Here is a 14,543-nt window from a genome sequence, read left to right on the forward strand (position 1 = left end):
CTGGGCCGGGCCCCTCAGGAGACGTCCGCCACCGAGAAGATCCCCGGGCCGCTCACCCCGTACAGCACCTTCCCCACCAGCAGCGGCGGCACCGAACTCGGCGACAGTTCCTCGAAGGAGCGGCCGCCCGTGTCGAAGGACGGCTCGGTACGGCCGATCTCCTTGCCGGTCCCCGGGTCGAGGGCCAGGATGCTGGTGTCCGGCATCGTGACGTACAACCGGCCCGCATGGTAGGCCGGTTCGCTGAACACGCGCAGGTCGCGCGAGCTGGACCACAGCGGCTTGCCGTGCTTCACGTCGAGAGCGAGCAGGGTCTCGTTGCCGTAGTCGAAGATGTACATGGTGTCGCCCTGCACCAGCGGCGGCGCCTCGGGCTCCACGCTCCAGGGGAAGTCGATCCGGCGGGTCTTCCCGCTGCCGAGGTCCTGGACGAAGAAGGCGGCGGACACTCCGGAGCCGTCCTCCCAGCGCGCCCAGTAGGCGGTGCCGTCATGGACCGTCGCCAGCCACAGGTCGCCCTTCGGCGCGTCGACGCTGCCCAGGGTCCTGCCGGTCCGTGCGTCGAGGCGGGCGACGCCGCCCTCGCCGCCGCGCAGATCGGCGTAGAGCGTGTCCTCGGAACCTTCGTAGAACGGGCTGGGTGAGGTGGAGGTCAGCTCGCGCCGCCACAACTCCTTGCCCGTGCGCGGCGCGTAGGCCGCGTAGCGTGCCGTGTCGGAGGGGCCGAGCTGATCCAGCCGGACGAGCAGCACTCCGCCCAGGTACTCGAACTCGCCGAGCGGGCCTTTCAGTCGCCACAGCCGCTCGCCGGTCTTCGCGTCGTACGCGTCGACGCCCTGTGAGCGGTCCGCGCTGTACACGAACACCACGCCGCCATGGACGAGGGGCTCGCGCACGGAGAAGGAGCTGACCTGCTTGCGGCTCATGGACTTCGTCCACTCCACGGTGCCCGTCGCCGGGTTCAGCCGCGTCAGGGCGACCTGCTCGGAGGCGCAGAACACGCCCAGCGCGTCCGGGGTGCACGAGGGGCCGATACTCATCGGCTGGTCCTTGCCGTCCGACCCGAGAGCGTTGTGCCAGGGCCGCCAGCCCGCCGGTGCCGTCCCGCCGGGCGTCGTCCGCGGAGCGAGGGCGTCGAACTCGTCCACCGAGCTCGCCGGTCGGTCGCCCACCACGGCGGCCGCGACCGCCCCGGCCCCGCCGAGGAGTGCCAGGGCGGCGACGGCGGCCCACAGTCTCCGCCCGCGGCGCCCGCGCCGGACCGGCCCGCTGTCGCCGAGCCGCGAGGTCACGCCGTCCGCCCGCGGGAACCGCTGCTCCGGGGAGGGTCCGTCGGCCGGTCGCCCCTCGGGCAGGTCACCCGGGAGCCCCGCCAGCTCCTCCAGCACCTCGCTCGCCGTCGGCCGGTCCGCGGGTTCCTTCGCCAGACAGCGCGAGACCAACGGGCGCAACCGCTCGGGCAGTTCCCCGAGCCGGGGCTCGCCGTGCACGGTGTTGTACGCGGCCAGGTAGGCGTTCTCCGCCTCGAAGGGGCTGTGCCCGGTGGCCGCGTACACCAGGACCGCGCCCAGCGAGAACACGTCCACCGCGGAGCCGACCTCGTGCGGGCGGCTGAACTGCTCCGGTGCCATGAAGGGCGGCGAGCCCATCACCATGCCGGTCTGGGTGCGGACATCGCTGTCGGCCGCCCGCGAGATGCCGAAGTCGATGACGCGTACGGCCCCGTCGTCGCCCTCGCTCTCCAGCAGCAGCACATTGCTCGGCTTGAGGTCCCGGTGCACGACCTCGGCGCGATGGATCTCCCGCAGCGCCTCGGCGAGTTCGGTGCCGAGGCGGCGCAGCGCGGGCCGGTCGAGCGGTCCCGACTCGTCGACCAGCTGGGCGAGGGTACGGCCCGGGACGAACGCGGTGGCCATCCACGGCCTCGCCGCCTCCGGGTCCGCGTCCACGACCGGCGCCGTGAACGCGCCGCTGACCCTGCGCGCGGCGGCGATCTCCTGCCGGAACCTGGCCCGGAACTCGGGGTTGTCGGCATACCGGGAGTGGACGACCTTGACCGCGACGGCCCGTCCCGAGGCCGATCGGCCGAGATAGACGACACCCATGCCGCCGGTCCCGATCCGCGATTCGATCCGGTAGCCGCCGACGGACTCCGGATCGTTCTCGCGCAGGGTCACCGTGTCTCCTTCACCGCTTCTGGCCAGGACGGCTGCGGTCCGGACGCTTTTGACAGGAACCCCTCACTCTAGAGGGGTGCCCGTCCCTGAGGGACGGCGATCCCGGCCTTCTCGTCCGGCCGGACCCCGCGGGATCACGCTTCCCGGGAGGAACGGAAGGGGTCGATCCCGGCACCTGGCCCTATTCTGAGGAGGCATGAAGGGGGCTCGGGGCGGGAGTGCGTTCGGTGAAGTACCGGAATCCGAGGGGTCGTTCGGTCCGCTTGTCGTCACCGGACAGCCGATGTATCTGAGGGCCGCGCATGTCGACCTCCCCGCGGAGAACCCCGACCCGACCGTGCTGCCCACGATCACGCTGCTCGGACGCGGCTGGGGTCCCGGCAGCGACCCCGGTGAACTGCCGTTGCCGCCGGGGCAGTTGCTCGCGGGCCAGTACCGCCTCATCCGGCCGCTCGGCTACGGCGGCATGGGCGAGGTCTACCTCGCGCTCGACACCAAGGTCGACCATCGCGAGGTCGCCATCAAGATGCTGCACCCGGATCAGGCGGCGGCCGCGGCGGGCGCCCTGGCCCGGGAGCGGCGGGCCCTCGTCGACCTCGGCCACGACGACATCATCCGCGTCTTCAACTACGGCCATCACCCCGAGGTCGGCGACTTCCTCGTCCTCCAGTACGTGGACGGGCTCACGCTGGAGGAGGTGCGGGCGCGGGCCCAGCTGAACCCGGGGGAGTTCGGCGACCAGCGCTTCCACGAGTTCGTGCTCGCCTACGGTGTGCGGATCCTGTCCGCCCTCGCGTATCTGCACGCGGACCGGCCCGGCAAGGTCTACGGCGACCTGAAGCCGGACAACGTCATGCACGACGGCACCACGACGAAGATCATCGATGTGGGCAGCGTGCGTCCCGCGGGGGCGCCGGGGATGACCACCACGGGCTTCAGCGCCCCCACCGTCGGGCCCTACGGCGAGTCCAGACCGCAGGACGACCTCTTCAGCCTGGGCGAAACACTGCGCCGCCTGAGCGGACTGGGCACGTCGGCGCAGGACCTGGCCCGGCTCGGGGAGGTGGGGACGCTGCGGGAGGAGCCCGGCGGGCCCATTGGGGCGGATGCGGATGCGGATGCGGCAAGGGCAGCGGGGGTGGCTGCCGGGACGGCGCCGACCACCGGTGAGGCACGGCTCGCCGCGGACGCCGTGGCCGCCGGCGAGACTCCGGCGACCCGGAACGCTCGGGTGGCCGAGGAGGCCTTCGGCGGTGGGGCGCGGTCGGGAGTCCCTCGGGGAACGGCCGCTGAGGGGGCCCTGAGCGGCGGCGAGGCATCTGCTGTGCCGGCGCAGGGTGCGGCCGCCCGGCGTGGGGGTGGCGAAGCAACACCAGGCGCCGGTGCGGCTGCGGGTGCGGACCAGCGGCCAGGGGCCGGGGAGGCCCCGGGCGTCGAAGCCGATTCGAGCGGCGGGAAGACGGGCGTCGTACAGAGGCCGAGTGGCGTGGGGCCCTCGGGTGCGGGCTTAGGACGGAGTGGCCGAGAGCAGCTGAGCGCCGCTGAGAGCTCGGACGTGGCTCGCGGGTCAGGGGGTGAGGGGGCTTCGGGTGGCGAGGGGGTAGTGAGCGCGGGGGAGCCCGGTGCCGCTGAGGGGTCGGGGGGCGCGGTGGTGCCGGGTGGGGGCCTGGGAGTGGGCGGCGCGGAATTCCCGGGGGTGGGTCAGGGGGCGGGTGGTCGAGGGGCGTTGAGCGGCGCTTCGGGTGGCGAGGGGGTCGTGAGCGCCGGGGAGTCCGGTGCCGCTCACGGGTCGGGTGGCGGGGTGGTCCCGGGGCCTGAAGGCAAGAAGGCGTCGGCCGACGTCGTCCCGGGGCCGGCCGGAGGGAAGGCGCCGCGTGCCCAAGCCGCAAGGCATGTCGGGAAGTCGGCGGGGGTGGCTCACGCGGCAGTTCCCGGGGGGCCGGGGACGCACGGCGAGCCGCGGCCTTCCGGTGCCGCGGAGGCGGGGGGAGCCGGCCACGGGCCGGATGCCGGTGAGGTGTCGAGGGGTGGCCGGGCGGTGGCCGTCGAGGGTGTGCCGGAGGTGAGGGAAGGGGCCGGGTCCGGTTCTGGAGGTCCGGTGGCCGGCGGGGAGGTGATGGCCAAGGAACCGTGGGGGCCCGGCGACGCCACCGCACCCGTTCCCCGCGGTCTCGGTCTCCTCTCGCTCGCCCGTGTCCTGCATCGGGCCACGCTGAGCGACCCCGCGGGACGGTTCGCCGACGCACGGGAGATGGAGCAGCAACTGCGAGGTGTGTTCCGCGAGTTGCGGTCACTGCGTACCGGCGCCGAGACCTTCGAGCCCTCGCCGCTCTTCCACCAGTCGGCCTACGCCCTCGACGGTGCCCTCGGCTCCGCGCCACCCCTCGCCCACTGGACCGCCCCCGACGCCCCGTCCCCGTTCGTCCCGCCGTCGCCCGCCGAAGTCGCCCGGCGGCTGCCCGTCCCGCGCCCCGACCCCCACGACGAGCATCACGCCGAGCTCAGCAGACTCGCCGACGCCGCCCCGGAGGCCCTGCTCCAGCACATCGGCGACTGGCAGGACTCCACGGAGGTTCATCTCCTGCGCTGCCGGCTGCGGTTGCGGAACCCGGCCGACGAACCCGACGCCGCCGAACGGGAACTGCGGGCGGCCGAGGCACGGATCGGCCCGGCCCGTGCCCCGTACGACTGGCGGCTGGACTGGCACCGCGGGCTCCTGGCCCTCGCCCGCGACCAAGTCCCCTCCGCCTGGCGGCACTTCGACCGGGTGTACGCGGCGATCCCCGGCGAGTACGCGCCCAAGCTGGCCCTCGGTCACTGCGCGGAACGCCTCGGGCGCCCGCACGAGGCCCTGACCTTCTACGAGGCCGTCCGGCTGCGCAACCCTTCCCTGGGCAGCGCGGCCTTCGGCGCCGCACGAGCCCGGCTCGCGCTGGATGGCGAGAGGGCGCGCGAGGAGGCCGTACGCGAACTGGACGCCGTACCCCAGCACTCGCGGCACCGGACCGCCGCGCGGACCGCGGCCGTGCGGATCGGCATCGAATACGTGCGCAGGGCGGGTCATGACGACGAGCTGCCGCAGCGGTTGCGCGAGGTGCTGGGACGTCTCGCGCTGCTCTTCCACGCGCACGGCCTCACCGACGAGGAGGCCAGGGTCCGGATGACCGTCGAGGTCTGGGAGGCCGTCCAGGGCGCCCTCACCCGGGGCGCCCTCGACGCGGCGGACCTCGCGGCGCTGTCCGCCGGCGCGGATCCCCGACTCGGCCTCCCGCCCGACGAACACGGACTGCGGGAGGACCTGTCCCGCCGCTATGTCACCCTCGCCCACCAGGCCGCCCGCTCCGCCGCCCCCGAGGACGCGGCCGTGGCCGAGATCCTCCTGGACCGCGCCTACGAGGTACGCCCGCTCGCCTTCCGACACCACAGGGACAGCCCATGGCTCGGCAAGAGAGTCGCCGACTGGCTCCGGACGGTCGCTCGCGCGCCGTCGCACAGGACACACTCCGCCTCACGCGGGCCGTCGCCGCCGTAACCGCCGAACTCGTCCGCCGGGTCCACCGCTACGCCTGGCCCTCCGCCGTCGGCCACCGCAACCGCGCCTACCTGCGGGACCGGCTCGTCGCGCTGCCGCTGCTCGCCGTGGTGGCCTTCGGGGCGCTCGGCTGGGCCTACGCGGGCGTGCGGGGCGACTCCGCGTACATCCGGGAGCGCGCGGCGCCCGCGCTGGTCGACCTCGCGGACGCCCGGGCCTCGCTGCTCATCGCGCAGGGCGAGGCCGAGCGGAATCTCGCCGAGGGCCGGGCGGCCGAGCTCAGCGGGCTCAGCGAGCGGTACCGGACCCGGATCGCCCGCGCCACGCAGAGCCTGAACCAGGTCACCCGCAGCGGTGCCCTCACCGTCGCCGAGGAACAGGAACTACGGGTCGTGTCCGCGCTGGTCGTCGACTACACCGGCTGGATCGGCCGGGCCCAGGGCCACGCCACCGACCCGGTCCTGCGGGACGCCGAACTCACCTACGCGCGCAGCATGCTGTGCTCGCAGCCCGTCGCGGCGACCGGCAGGAACCCGTATCCGGCCTGCCCGGCCGCGACCGGCTCCGCCGCCACCTCGATCGTCGACCGGGTGACCGGCCTGGAGGGGCGGCTGCGCGCCCGGCTCGCGAGCCGGGCCGCCTGGGGAGCTGGCACCATCACCGCGGCGGTGATCGCCGTCCTCGCCCTCGCCCTGCTCGCCGCCGGGCTGTGGCGGACGGTGTCCTTCCTGCGCCGCCGCTTCCGGATCCGGCTGAGCATCCCCCTCGCGGCCGCCGCCCTGCCGTTGCTCGCCGTACCGTTCCTGACGGTCGACGCCCTGCTCACCCTGGACGCCCAGCACGGGACCGTCCCCGTCGCGGACGCGCTGGCCGAGAAGACCTCGCCCCGCACGGAGACGGCCGCCGAGGAAAGCCCCTTCGCCGGACCGGAACCGCAGGCCATCGAGACGCTTCGGGCCCGGATCGACGAGGGCCTGGCGGACGGGCGGCTCGCCTTCCTCGACGGCATCGCCCCGTTCGTGTTCCCCGCGGGCCTCGGCGTCGCTGCCGTGATCGCCGGCACACTGCACGCCTACCGCCGCGAGTACCTCGTCGTCGCCCGCCCGGGAGCCGTCGCATGAGCCGTGTCCTGCGCGTCCTCCTCGCGGTGTGTCTGCTCGCCCTCGTCCCCGGCTGCGGGTCGGACACCCGCGACCCGCTGGTCGTCCTCGGCCCCTGGACCGGCGAGGAGGGCAAGGCCTTCGAAGCCGCCCTCGACAAACTGGACGACGGCACCGGACGGACGTACACCTACGAAGGCACCCGCTCGCTGCGCGAGACGCTCGTCTCACAGCTGGAGGCCGACGATCCGCCGGACGTGGCGGTCCTCAACAGCATCGGCGAACTCACCGAGTACGCCCGCCGCGACGAGCTGAAGCCGCTCGCCGAGGCGAGTGCCGAGCGCGCCTATCCGCCCTGGGCGCCGACCTTGCTGGTGGACAGCAGGCGGCGCACCTACTGGGTGCCACTGAAGGTCGACCTCAAGAGCCTCGTGTGGAGCAGGCGCGGCACGTCGAGCGAACGGCCCACCTGGTGCGTCGGCCTCGCCTCGCAGGCCACCTCCGGCTGGCCCGGCACCGACTGGATCGAGGACCTTCTGCTCCACCAGGCGGGCCCCGCCCTCTACACCGAGTGGGCCACCGGCCGTCTCGACTGGCGGGACCCGGCTGTCGAACGCGCCTGGACCACCTGGGCGAAGCTGCTCGGCAAGCGCTCCCCGGAGTCCGTGGAACGCTCCCTGACCACGTCCTTCGAGGGCTCGACCGGCCCGGGCGGACAGCCGCGCGGCCTGCTCGGCTCGCCCGGTTTCCCCTGCACGCACGAACACCAGAGCGCCTTCATCCGGTACGTCTACGCGGGCGAGGACGTGACGGTGGAGCCGTCGGCCCGCTATCTGGACGGACAGTCCGCGTACCGGGACGCCTTCGAGGTCGCGGGGGACATGGCCGCCGTCTTCAGCGACGACCCGGACGCCCAGCAGCTCGTGGAGCGGCTGTCAAGCCCGGCCGGGCGGGAGCTGTGGTGGGCCGAGGCCGATCCGGCGGTACGGCCGCTGTTCCCGGACACGGCCGGGTTGTCGCCGCCGGCCTCCGCGACGCCGGTCGAGCGGGAGATCGACTCCCTGCTCACCTCCCGCGCCCGCACCCTCTGCTTCGACGCCTCCGACGTGATGCCGCCCGAACTCCGGGACGCCTTCCACCGGGCCGTCCTGGAGTTCTTCCGCGACCCCACTCAGCGTGAACTGGACTCGCTGCTCCAGCAGTTGGAGACCGTACGCGTCCAGGTGAACACGGACGCCGGTGTCGACCGCACCTTCCGGCCCCCGCAGGACATCTGCGCGTGAGCGGTCCGCGCCCCTCCGTCCGCGCCGCTCCGTTCTCGCCGGTCCGCTCGCACTCGTGGCGGAGCGCACGGCCGTCGGTCCGGCCTGACATGGTGGTGTCATGTGCTGGAGTGCGACAGCGGACCTGGTGGCGGGTGCGGCCATCACCTCCGTCGGGGCGGCCTGCCTGATCCGGACCCACCGCGCCGCAGACCTGCCCCTCGCCGCGCTGCCCCTGCTGCTCGGCACCCACCAACTGATCGAGGCCAAGGTCTGGCACACCGGCGGAGGGACCGGCGCCGCCACCATGGCCTGGGCCGTCATCGCCCTGCCCCTGCTGGCGGTGTGGGTGCCGGCGGGGGTGTGGTGCGCCGCCGCACGCCCGGCCCGACGCCGGGTGGCGGCGTTCGTGGCGGTGGGCGCGCTGACCGCCGCCTTCCTCGCCCACGGTCTGGCCACCCGCCCGGTCCGGGCCGAGATCCGCGGGCACACCATGGCCTACGTCATCGGGCTGCCCCGGGCGGAACTGCTCGTGGCGGGCTACCTGATCGCCACGGTCGGCGCGCTGCTGCTCTGCGGCGACCGCCACCTCACCGCGCTCGGCGCCCTGGCCGGGGTAGGTGCCGTGGTGTGCTGGCTGCTGTGGCGGCTGGAATTCGTGTCGACCTGGTGCGCGCTGGCGGCGGTCTGCTCGGTGGTCCTGCACGGGTGGGCGCGCGGGCGCCCCGCCCCGAGGCGGGCTCTCCCGGCGATCACCCACCGTCCGTAGGACCTGGCCGCCCCGAGGTCTCCCGGACCACCAGTTCCGGTGCGGAGACCGGATGCGGGGTGATCGGCGCGGACTCCTCCAGTGCTCCGTGCAGCAGGGCGAACGCGGCTCGCCCGAGGCCCGTGAAGTCGAGGCGCACGGTCGTCAGGGACGGCGTCAGATAGGCGGAGTGCGGGGCGTCGTCGAACCCGGCCACGCTGACCTCGCCGGGCACCGGGCGGCCGGCCTCGTGCAGAGCGCGCAGCACACCGAGCGCGAGGTCGTCGTTGCCGCACAGGATCGCCGTGACGGACGGGTCCCCGGCGAGCTTCAGGCCCGCCGCATACCCTCCGGCGGGGCCCCAACCGCCCTGCACGGGAGGGGGTTGCGGAGCGTCGGCCTCCGTCAGGGCCTGCCGCCGGCCTGCGATCCGGGCGCTTGCGGGTCGGGTGTCGGAGGGGATGGCGACGTAGTGGACGGTCTCGTGGCCCAGGGACAGCAGGTGCCGGGTCGCCCGGTAGGCGGCCTCGCGGTCGTCGGTCCACACCCAGGGCCGGTCGTCGGCGGGCGGGCTCGCCGGGGTCTCGACCACGCCGACGACCGGCAGTCCGGCCGGGACCGCCTCCAGGGCCCGGACGCCGGCCGGATCGTAGGCGATCACGACCAGTCCGCCGCCCACGTCGGCGGCGCGCCGCACCTCCGCGGCGACGGTGGCCTCGTCGGCCGATTCGAGGACGCCCACGCCCACCGAGTAGGCGGCCGCGCGGGCCGCCTCCTCGACGCCCCGCAGGATCGAGGCGTAGCCGTAGTGGGTGGTGTCGGCGGTGAGCACGGTCACGGTCCTGCTGCGGCCCCTGGCCAGGGCGAGCGCGGTGGCGCTGCGCCGGAAGCCCAGTTCCTCGACGGCGGCGAGAACCCGTTCCCGCGTCGCCGGTCTGACACTCGGGTGAGCGTTGATCACCCGGGAGACGGTCTGGTACGAGACCCCGGCTGCCGCGGCGACATCCCGGATGCTCGCCGGACCGCGGGTGTGACCGGTCACCTCCATGCGGGGAGTGTGTCGGGCACCGAATGCGGGGTCAAGCCCGGTTGGAGGAGCCCGTCGACGCCGTGCCGTGTCGGCGGGCTCGCGGCGGCGCGACCACGTCGGCCGGGGCCGTTCCGCCCTCGCGTCAGCGGGGCCGGTACGCCCTCGGCAGGGGCATGCCGCGCTCGGCCATGATCTGGCGCACGCGGTTCGGATAGTCGGTGATGACGCCGTCGACGCCGCTGTCCATGAGCGCCTCCAGGGTGGCCGGGTCGTCGCAGGTCCACGGGATGACCTTCAGCCCCCGGGCGTGGGCCTCCTCGACCATCGTCCGGTCGGCGTAGAAGCGGAAGCCGGGGTCGCCGACCTTGCCGCTCTGCGGGAAGCCGTAGTTCGGGGAGAGGGCCTTGACGCCGGGGATCGTGGCGGCCGCCCTGACGAAGTCGCCACCGTAGTCGTCGGCGTCGATCCCGCCGAGCCACGGCGACGCGCCCGGCTTGCCGACCTGGAGGAAGTCGTAGTTGGTGAGGGCGACGAGCGGCCACTTCGGGGCCAGCTCGTGCATCTCCTTGAGCGCGCCCCAGTCGAAGGACTGGATGGTGACCTGCCTCTCGATGCCCGAGCGGTGGATCTCCTCGTGGACGCGCCGGACGAACAGCGCACGCGGCGCGGTCTGTTCGGGTGCGCCGGCCTCGACCTTCGTCTCGATGTTCAGCTTCACCTGCCGCGCCCGGTAGCGCTTGACGAGGTTCAGCACGTCCTTCAGCTCCACCATCCGGAAGCCCTTGACCACCTCCTGCTCGGGGAAGCCGGGCAGCTGCTGGTAACCGCAGTCCATGGTCCTGATCTGAGCCAGCGTCAGATCCTTGATGTACTTGCCGACGTACGGGTACATCGGGTCGCCGGCCGTCACCGGCCCCGTGTCACGGCACTTGACCGCGCTGATCTGCCGGTCGTGGTTGACGACGACCTTCAGGTCCTTGGTGACGTGGGTGTCCAGTTCCAGCGTGGACACCCCGAGGCGCAGCGCCTTCCCGAAGCCCTCCAGGGACTCCTCGGTCGTCATGCCGAGGCCGCCGCGGTGGGCCTGGAGGTCGAAGCGCGGCTTCGGCGCGTGCGGTCGGTGGCCGTCGTACGCCGTCGCGGGCGGGGCGGCCGAGAGCGCGAGCACCGGCACCAGCGCCAGGCCGGCGAGGACATGTCTTGAGGACATCGACACCTCACTCGTGTGGGTCGGGACGCCCACAGACGCTAGTGCGGTCGCGGACCGGTTCAACCCCCCGGACGTGATCCCGCCGTGAATGTCCGGGGAACGCGGTCCCGCCGCCGTCAGGGCGTGGGGATGCCTGCGGGACGGGCCGGGCGGCCCAGGCGGACCGGCACGCCGGGGGAGTACAGGACGCTGACCGGGGCGTCGGCCGGGGCGGGCAGCCCGGCCGCGGTGACGAGGTCCTGCTCGCAGGTGAGCAGCTCGGCGCGGTACAGGGGCCAGCGCGGATGGTGGTTGGGCAGGTAGGCCAGCGGTTCGGGGCCGCCGAAGAAGGCGTTGTGCATGCCCCAGCGGGCGGTGAGGAAGTGCTCCAGGCCGGTCGGCTCCCCGATGCGTTCACCGGTCCGCACCGTGAGGAGGCTGCGGGCGCCGCGGGGGCCGGGCCAGCGACGTGAGCTGGTGTAGGTGACGGTGTCACCGGCCCTGCGGACGCTCATCCGCGACCACAGATACGGCAGCCGGAAGCCGAGCCGTCCCATCACCACCGGGATCAGCCGGGAGGCGTCCATCGAGCGGAACACCACGCCCCGCCGTCCGTGCGCGTCCACCGAGTACAGGCGCACGTTGGTCTCCGGGAAGGTCCCGAGGTACGGCACCCCCGGCAGCCCCAGCCAGCCGACCCGGTGCATCCGGAAGGCGACCAGCCCGACGTAGGTGAGCCCGTCGTGCGTGTCGGGGACCGTGCCGCGCGGCAACAGCCCTGCCACGACCTCCGGTTCGACGGCCCAGTGGATGAAGGCGAGGTCGAGCCACTGCTGGGTGAGCAGCGGGACCCCTGTGAGGGCGGGGGCGTCCGGGGTGACGGGAGTGGGGTTCGGCACGGGGTCCACGGTGTCAGAGGCCGGAAGCGCCCCGCCGGGCGGGGACGGGGAACGGCGTCCGCCGGGCCGCATCGGCCCGGCGGACGCCGTCGTGTCGTCGCGGTGTCAGGAGCGGCGTCCGGCCGGATCGTGCACCGCGGTGTCCCGGTCACCGCCGGAGACCGGCACGGGGGCGGCCGGTGTCTCCTTCGCCCGGTCCGCGTGCCCCGGCCACCAGGCGGCGTGGCCGATCAGGGCGGTGAGGCTGGGCGTGAAGAACATCGCCATGACGAAAGCGGCGACGGCGATGCCGAAGGAGACCGCGAAGCCCATCTCGGTGAGCAGGGCGTTGCCGGCCAGCATCATCGTGGCGAAGGTCGCCGCCAGGATGAAGCCCGCCGCGGCCACCGTGGGACCGGCGTGACGCAGCGCCATACCGGCCGCCTCGCGGGGTTCTCGGCCCTCGCGGGCCTCCTCCCGCAGCCGGGCGATCATCAGGATGTTGTAGTCGGTGCCGATGGCGACCACGAAGAGATACATGATCACCGGGAGCATGAACATCAGCCCCGAGTGCCCCTGGCCCTCCTGGAAGATCCACACCGTGGCACCGAGCGTCGCACCGAAGCCCAGGCCCACCGACGCCATCAGGTACAGGGGGGCGACCACACTGCGCAGCAGCAGCCCCAGGATGAGCATGATCAGCGCGGCGGCGACGGGGAACACCGTCCGGTAGTCGTGGTTGACCGCCGTGTCGATGTCCTTGAAGATCGAGGACATGCCGCCGACCAGGGCCTCGGTGCCGTCCGGGGCGTCGGCGTGCGCCACGTCGCGGACCCGGCCCACCGTCTCGATGGCCTTGTCCGTCGACGCCTCGTACTTGAGGGTGACGGTGAAGTCCGCGGTGGTGCCGTCCTTGCTCGCCTGCGACAGACGGGCGTTCGCCACACCGTCCACGGCCCCGAGCTTCTTCGCGTACGCGTCGAAGACCGTGGTGTCGATCGGCTTGCCGTCGGTGCTGGACAGGTAGACGTCGGTCGGTGCGGCGGCACCGGCCGAGTACGCCTTCTGCATCTCGTCCTGGACGACCATCGACTCCTTGGTCTTGGGCATGGAGCCGGACGCCAGGTCGAACGTGGCGTTGTAGCCGAACGTCCCGAGCGACAGCGCGACCAGGATCAGACCCGAGAGCCCGGCGGTGAGCGCCGGACGGTTCCGCACCCCGCGGCCCAGCGCGGCGAACCGGGCGTTCTCCGGCTCGCGCTGCCAGGACTTGGACGGCCAGAACACCTTCGGGCCGATGAGCGAGACGACGGCCGGGATCAGTGTCAGACCCGCGATCAGAGTGACGGTCACCGCGATCGCCAGTGCCGGACCCATCTGCTTGAGGAAGCCCAGCGTCGACAGGACCAGCGCGAGGAAGGCGATGATGACCGCGCCGGCGGCGGAGGCGATGGCCTCACCGACCCGGTCGACCGCGTTGATCATGGCCTGCTTCGGCTCGTCGCCGAGGCGCAGACGTTCGCGGTAGCGGAACATCAGGAACAGGAAGTAGTCGGTGCCCACGCCGAACAGCACGACGATCAGGATCGACGAGATCGAGCTGTTGGCCTGGAGGCCGAAGAGCTTGGTGGCGTAGGCGATCAGCCCGTTGGCGATCGCGGACACCAACCCGATGGTGATCAGGGGCAGGAAGGCCAGGATCGGGGCCCGGAAGATGATCAGCAGGGTCACCAGGATGATGAGGAAGGTGCCGATGCCGATCAGTGCCTCGCCGCGCTTGGACGAGTCCTGCTGGTCGAGCGCCTGGGCGGCGGAACCGCCGAGCTTCACATCGAGGTTCGTGCCCTTGGCGAGCTGTTTGACGTCGTCGCGCAACACCTTCGCCGCGTCGGCCTGCTTGGGCTGGCCGGCGTTCTTGCTGTCCATCTGGACCAGGGTCAGGGCGTACCTGCCGTCCGAGGACGGCTGGCCGGGGACGACCTTCTGCACCTCGTCGATCTTCTTCTTGCCCAGCTCGGAGGTGATCCGGGCGACGTCCTTCCGGTCGGCGGCGGTCAGCTTGCCGCCGTCGGTGCGCTGGTACAGCGCGATAGCGGAGGGGGTGAAGGCGCTGGGGAACGCCCTCTCCTGGACCTGCGCCGCTTTGATGGACTCGTAACTCTTGGGGAGAAAGCTGCTCTCGTCACTGTTCGAGGGCAGGCTCGGAGCGGTGGCCACGATCGCCACGGCTGCGATCAACCACGCAACGATCGTCCAGACGGGATGTCGGACGACAGCGTTGCCAATACTTCGGAACATGCGGAAGGTCCTCCTGGGAAGGAAGATCACCGCAGCCCGGGGAGCGGTCCCTGGCATCGGCGACCCCCGGCGGTCCCCCAGGATCCCCCCGTGGGACCGGCCGGATAGTTGACTTGAGCTCTCATCGTAGTGATCACGGGTGAAGATCGCTTGACCGGGAGTCAGCCGGACCCTGGCTGATGCCGGGCGAGGGCGATGTGGAGGGTCGGAGGCGGTGTGTGCGGTGTCGCGGGCTTGCTGTTCGGGGCCGTCGGGGAGGTGGTTGATGTCCCGGCGGGTGCGGCTGAGGTGCTGGAGTCGGGTGGTGCGGGCGAGGCGCGCGGACTCGT

Annotated in this window: 9 protein-coding genes; 4 read left to right on the plus strand and 5 right to left on the minus strand. The window is 72.9% G+C overall.

Annotation, left to right across the window (positions count from 1 at the left end):
• Positions 1-14: 14 nt before the first annotated feature.
• Positions 15-2,177, minus strand: coding sequence for a protein kinase domain-containing protein (locus AQI94_RS18730; protein WP_062229828.1), 2,163 nt, complete (start codon positions 2,175-2,177; stop codon positions 15-17).
• A gap of 196 nt (positions 2,178-2,373) precedes the next feature.
• On the opposite strand from AQI94_RS18730, the gene AQI94_RS45635 reads away from it, so the two are divergent.
• From AQI94_RS45635 to AQI94_RS18750, 4 genes are all read left to right on the plus strand, one after another.
• Positions 2,374-5,709, plus strand: a complete 3,336-nt coding sequence (locus AQI94_RS45635) for a tetratricopeptide repeat protein (protein ID WP_225890213.1) — start codon at positions 2,374-2,376, stop codon at positions 5,707-5,709.
• Positions 5,613-6,830 carry a hypothetical protein gene (locus AQI94_RS18740; protein ID WP_037941310.1) on the plus strand — a complete coding sequence of 406 codons (1,218 nt, stop codon included), beginning with the start codon at positions 5,613-5,615 and terminating at the stop codon, positions 6,828-6,830. Before AQI94_RS45635 ends, AQI94_RS18740 begins: the two co-directional genes overlap by 97 nt.
• Positions 6,827-8,092, plus strand: a complete 1,266-nt coding sequence (locus AQI94_RS18745; RefSeq protein ID WP_031039161.1) for an alpha-glucoside ABC transporter substrate-binding protein — start codon at positions 6,827-6,829, stop codon at positions 8,090-8,092. Before AQI94_RS18740 ends, AQI94_RS18745 begins: the two co-directional genes overlap by 4 nt.
• 100 nt (positions 8,093-8,192) lie before the next feature.
• The gene (locus AQI94_RS18750) at positions 8,193-8,840 is read left to right on the plus strand and encodes a DUF6629 family protein (RefSeq protein ID WP_031039158.1); all 648 of its coding nucleotides are present in this window, start codon (positions 8,193-8,195) and stop codon (positions 8,838-8,840) included.
• On the opposite strand, the gene AQI94_RS18755 is transcribed toward AQI94_RS18750, so the two are convergent.
• From AQI94_RS18755 to AQI94_RS18770, 4 genes are all read right to left on the minus strand, one after another.
• Positions 8,824-9,867 (minus strand): LacI family DNA-binding transcriptional regulator, encoded by a 1,044-nt coding sequence (locus AQI94_RS18755; protein ID WP_031039157.1) that lies wholly within the window; start codon positions 9,865-9,867, stop codon positions 8,824-8,826. The two genes, AQI94_RS18750 and AQI94_RS18755, sit on opposite strands and share 17 nt — an antisense overlap.
• 124 nt (positions 9,868-9,991) lie before the next feature.
• Complete coding sequence (locus AQI94_RS18760) at positions 9,992-11,059, minus strand: glycerophosphodiester phosphodiesterase family protein (RefSeq protein ID WP_031039155.1); 1,068 nt, start codon at positions 11,057-11,059, stop codon at positions 9,992-9,994.
• Between the two features lie 116 nt (positions 11,060-11,175).
• The gene (locus tag AQI94_RS18765) at positions 11,176-11,937 is read right to left on the minus strand and encodes a YqjF family protein (RefSeq protein WP_031039152.1); all 762 of its coding nucleotides are present in this window, start codon (positions 11,935-11,937) and stop codon (positions 11,176-11,178) included.
• Positions 11,938-12,042: 105 nt separating this feature from the next.
• Complete coding sequence (locus AQI94_RS18770) at positions 12,043-14,214, minus strand: MMPL family transporter (RefSeq protein WP_031039150.1); 2,172 nt, start codon at positions 14,212-14,214, stop codon at positions 12,043-12,045.
• Positions 14,215-14,543: the final 329 nt, after the last annotated feature.

This window comes from Streptomyces pseudovenezuelae, assembly GCF_001513955.1.
Classification (GTDB): Bacteria; Actinomycetota; Actinomycetes; order Streptomycetales; family Streptomycetaceae; genus Streptomyces; species Streptomyces pseudovenezuelae.